We start from the raw sequence: 4,632 nt of genomic DNA on the forward strand, positions 1-4,632 counted from the left end.
GGCCTCCTCGACGATGACGTGCGCGTTGGTGCCGCTGATGCCGAAGGACGACACACCGGCCCGGCGCGGCTGCTCGCCGGCCGGCCAGGCGGTCGGCTCGGTGAGCAGCCGGGAGTGTCCGGCCGTCCAGTCCACGTGCGAGGACGGGGTCTCGGCGTGCAGGGTCGGCGGCAGCAGTTCGTGCTGCAGCGCCAGCACCATCTTGATGACGCCCGCGACACCGGCCGCGGCCTGGGTGTGCCCGATGTTGGACTTCACCGAGCCCAGCAGCAATGGCCGTTCGGCCGGCCGGTCCTGGCCGTAGGTGGCCAGCAGCGCCTGCGCCTCGATCGGGTCGCCCAGCGTGGTGCCGGTGCCGTGCGCCTCCACCACGTCCACCTCGGCGGCGGTGAGCCGGGCGTTGGCGAGCGCCGCCCGGATTACCCGCTGCTGGGACGGGCCGTTGGGGGCGGTCAGGCCGTTGGACGCACCGTCCTGGTTGACGGCCGAACCCCGCAGCACGGCAAGGACCTTGTGCCCGTTGCGCTGCGCGTCGGAGAGCCGCTCGACCACCAGCATGCCGACGCCCTCGGCCCAGCCGGTGCCGTCCGCGTCCTCGGAGAACGCGCGGCAGCGGCCGTCCGGGGAGAGGCCCTGCTGGCGGGAGAACTCCACGAAGGTGCCCGGGGAGACCAGGACGGTGACGCCGCCGGCCAGGGCGAGCGTGCACTCGCCGGAGCGCAGCGCCTGCGCGGCGAGGTGCAGGGCGACCAGCGAGGAGGAGCAGGCGGTGTCGATGGTGACGGCCGGGCCCTCCAGGCCGAGGGCGTAGGAGACCCGGCCGGAGAGCACGCTGGTCGCGTTGCCGGTCATCAGGTGGCCCTCGACGCCGGAGCCGGCCTCGGCGGACCAGGAGACGCCGATGCCGTAGTTGGAGGCGAAGCCGCCCGCGAACACGCCGGTGGCGCTCTCCCGCAGCGCGGCCGGGTCGATGCCCGCACGCTCCAGCGCCTCCCAGGAGGTCTCCAGCAGCAGGCGCTGCTGCGGGTCCATGGCCAGGGCCTCGCGCGGGCTGATGCCGAAGAAGTCGGCGTCGAAGCGGGTGGCGTCGCGCAGGAACGCGCCCTGCGCGACGTACGAGGTGCCCTCGCGTTCGCCGTCGGGGTCGTAGACCTCCGCCAGGTCCCAGCCGCGGTCGGTGGGGAAGCCGCCGACCGCGTCGCCGCCCGAGGCCAGCAGCTCCCAGAACGCCTCCGGGCTGTCCGCCCCGCCCGGGAAGCGGCAGGCCATGCCGACGATCGCCACCGGTTCGGCCGCCTGCTCCTGCACCTCGCGCAGTCGGGCACGGGCGTCCTGGGCGTCGGCGATGGCCCGCTTCAGGTAACTACGGAGCTTGTCCTGGTCGGACACGGTCGTCTCCCAGCAATGGTTTTCGGGCAGAGTCATGGACGGGCTGTCCCGCACGGAGCGTGCGGGACAGCCCGGTTGGAGCAGCGACCCTCTGGGCCGGACAGGCGTTACTCGAGTTCGTCGACGAGGGCGAACAGCTCGTCGTCGGTGGCGCCCTCGAGTTCCGCTTCGCGCCGTTGCCTCGTTGCCGCGGCCTGGTCGCCGAGGGCGTCCAGGAGCCGCCGCAGCCGGTCGGTGGCCTCTTCCCGCACCGGGTCGTCGACCGTTCCGGTGCGGAGAGCGGCTTCGAGCCGGTCGAGCTCCGCGAGGATCGGCGCCGACACCGCTTCGTCCGAGACAACCTCGGTTCGCAGCCATCCGGCAAGGGCGTTCGGGGTGGGGTGGTCGAACACCAGGGTGGCGGGCAGCCGCAGCCCGGTCGCCAGGTTGAGGCGGTTGCGCAGTTCGACGGAGGTCAGCGAGTCGAAGCCCAGGTCCTTGAACGCGCGCCGGTCCTCGATCGCGTCGGCGGAGCCGTGGCCCAGCACGATCGCGACCTCGTTGCGGACCAGGTCGGTCAGCACCCGTTCCTGCTCGGTGCGGCCCAGCCCGGCCAGTTGTTCGGCCAGGGCGCCCCGGCCGCCGGCCGCGCCCGTGCCGGGGGTCGCGGTGGCGGCCAGCTTGCGGAGTTCGGGCAGGTCCCGGACCAGCGGCATCTGCCGCGGGTCGCGGGGGCCGGGCGAGGCGACCAGTTCGGCCCAGTCGACGTCCATGACGGTGACCACGGCGTCCGGGCCGTCCAGCGACTCGCCGAGCGCGCGGACGGCGAGCTGCGGGTCCATCGCGGGCATCGGGGCCCGCTTGACCCGGGCCCGGACGACCTTGCTGGACTCGGCCATGCCGCCGCCCGCCCAGGCGCCCCAGGCGACCGCGAGGCCGGCCAGGCCGCGCGAGCGCCGGTGCTCGGCGAGCGCGTCCAGGTAGGAGTTGGCGGCCGCGTAGTTGCCCTGCCCGGCCGCGCCCAGGGTGGAGGCGGCCGAGGAGAACAGCACGAACGCGTCCAGGTCGAGGTGCGCGGTCAGCTCGTCCAGGTGCGCGGCGCTGGCGGCCTTGGCCGCGAGGGCGGTCTCCAGGCGCTGCGGGGTGAGCCGGTCCACCACGCCGTCGTCCAGGACGGCGGCGGTGTGCAGGACCGAGGACAGGGCCGGGCCGGTGTCGCCGATCCAGTCGACCAGGTCGGCGAGGGCCGGGCGGTCCGTCACGTCGCAGGAGATGACGTCCACCCGGGCGCCGCGGGCGGCCAGGTCGGCGACGGTCGCCGCGACGCCGGGCGCGGCCGGGCCGGAGCGGCCGGTCAGCACCAGGCGTTCGGCGCCCCGGTCGGGGAGCCAGCGCGAGACGTGGCCGGCGATGGCGCCGGTGCCGCCGGTGATCAGCACGCTGCCGCGTGGCGTCCAGCGCGCCTTGCCGCGGGGCTGGGCGGCCCGGGTGAGGCGGCGGCCGAAGACACCGGCGGACCGGATCGCGACCTCGCTCTCGCCGCAGCCCGCCAGCACCGCGACCAGCCGGGCCGCGGCCCGCTCGTCGAAGCGTTCCGGCAGGTCGACCAGCCCGCCCCAGCGGTCGGGCTGTTCGAGCCCGACCACCCGGCCCAGGCCCCAGACCTGCGCCTGCACGGGGTTCGACAGCGCCTCGCCGGGCCCGGCCGCGACCGCGCCGCGGGTGGCCAGCCAGAGCGGCGCGATGACGCCCGTGTCGCCCAGCGCCTGGATCAGCGCGAGGGTGGCGGCCAGGCCGCCGTTGACCGCCGGGTGGTCCGGCAGCGGCGTCTCGTCCAGCGCCAGCAGCGACAGCACACCCGCCACCGGGGCCTCGACGCCCGCCAGCAGGGCGGCCAAATCGGCCCGGTCGACGGTGTCGACCACCACCGGGACGGCCTCCGCGCCGCGGCCGGACAGCGCCGCCGCGTACGGCTCGGCGTCCACCCCGGCGGGCACGGCCAGCAGCCAGGTGCCGGACAGGACGCGCGAGTCGGGCTCGGTGAGGGCCGACCAACCGCTGCGGTAGCGCCAGTTGGCGGTCAGCGAGCGGTCCTGCTCGCGGCGCCGCCAGGACGCCAGCGCGGGCAGCACGCCGGCCAGTTGGCTGTCCTCGACGGCCAGGGTGTCGGCGATCCGGGCCAGGTCGCCGTCCTCGACGGCCGCCCAGAACCGGGCCTCCGCCTCGCTGCCCGTCCCGTCCCCGCCGAGGGCCGGCGTCGCCGCCGTCGGCAGGACCAGGGTGACGTCGGGCCAGAACCGCTGGTGGCGGAACGCGTAGGTGGGCAGCTCGACCGGCCGGGCGGCCGGCAGGACCGAACTCCAGTCCACGGCCGCGCCGTTGACGAACGCACGGGCCAGCCCGGCCAGCAGACCGGCCGTGCCCTGCTCGTCGCGGCGCTGCAACGGCACGAACACGGGCTCCTCGCCCGCGACACCCGCCACCGCGTCCGGGCCCAGCGAGGAGAGCGACCCGTCCGGCCCGACCTCGAGGAACACCGTCACACCCTGCGCCGCCAGCGCGGCCACCGCATCCGCGAACCGCACCGCCTGCCGGGTCTGCGCCGCCCAGTAGCCGGGCTCGCACTCACCGACCAGCTCGCCGGTCAGCGCGCCCGCCCACGTCAGCTCGGGTCGGCGGTACTCCAACCCGGCTGCGACGGAGGCGAGTTCGGCGAGCACCGGGTCCATCGCGGCCGAGTGGAAGGCGTGCGAGACCCGCAGCCGCCGCACCCGGCGACCACGCTCCCGCCACACCTCCACCAGCAGGTCGACGGCCTCCGTCTCACCGGAGACCACGACCGAGTCGGGCCCGTTGACCGCGGCGATGCCCACGCCGGGGAGGTCGGCCAGTTCGGCCAGCACCTCGGACTCGGCGGCGTTGATCGCCGCCATCGCCCCGCCGTGCGGCAGCGCCTGCATCAGCCGGGCCCGGGCGGCGACCAGCCGCACGGCGTCCGGCAGCGACAGCACCCCGGCCACGTGCGCGGCCGCGACCTCGCCGACCGAGTGGCCCACCACCGCGTCCGGGACGACGCCCGCCGCACGCAGCACCTCGGCGAGCGCGACCTCGAACGCGAACAGGCCGGTCTGCGCGTACAGCGTCTGGTCCACCAGCGTCCGGTCCACCGGCGATCCGTCGCCGTCGCCGAGCACCACGTCCCGCACGGAGACGCCGAGTTCGAGTTCCAGCAGCCCGCAGACCCGGTCGAAGGTCTCGGCGAAC

At 75.8% G+C, this 4,632-nt stretch carries 2 protein-coding genes; both read right to left on the reverse strand.

Annotated elements, in window-relative coordinates; genetic code table 11:
• A partial coding sequence (locus ACFUEL_RS35505; protein WP_380241677.1) for a type I polyketide synthase occupies positions 1-1,389 on the reverse strand: 1,389 nt, incomplete at its 3' end.
• Between the two features lie 107 nt (positions 1,390-1,496).
• Positions 1,497-4,632, reverse strand: a 3,136-nt coding sequence (locus tag ACFUEL_RS35510; protein WP_380241679.1) for an SDR family NAD(P)-dependent oxidoreductase, incomplete at its 5' end; no start/stop codon positions are given.

This window comes from Kitasatospora sp. NPDC057198 (assembly GCF_042670125.1).
In the GTDB taxonomy this organism is placed as follows: domain Bacteria; phylum Actinomycetota; class Actinomycetes; order Streptomycetales; family Streptomycetaceae; genus Kitasatospora.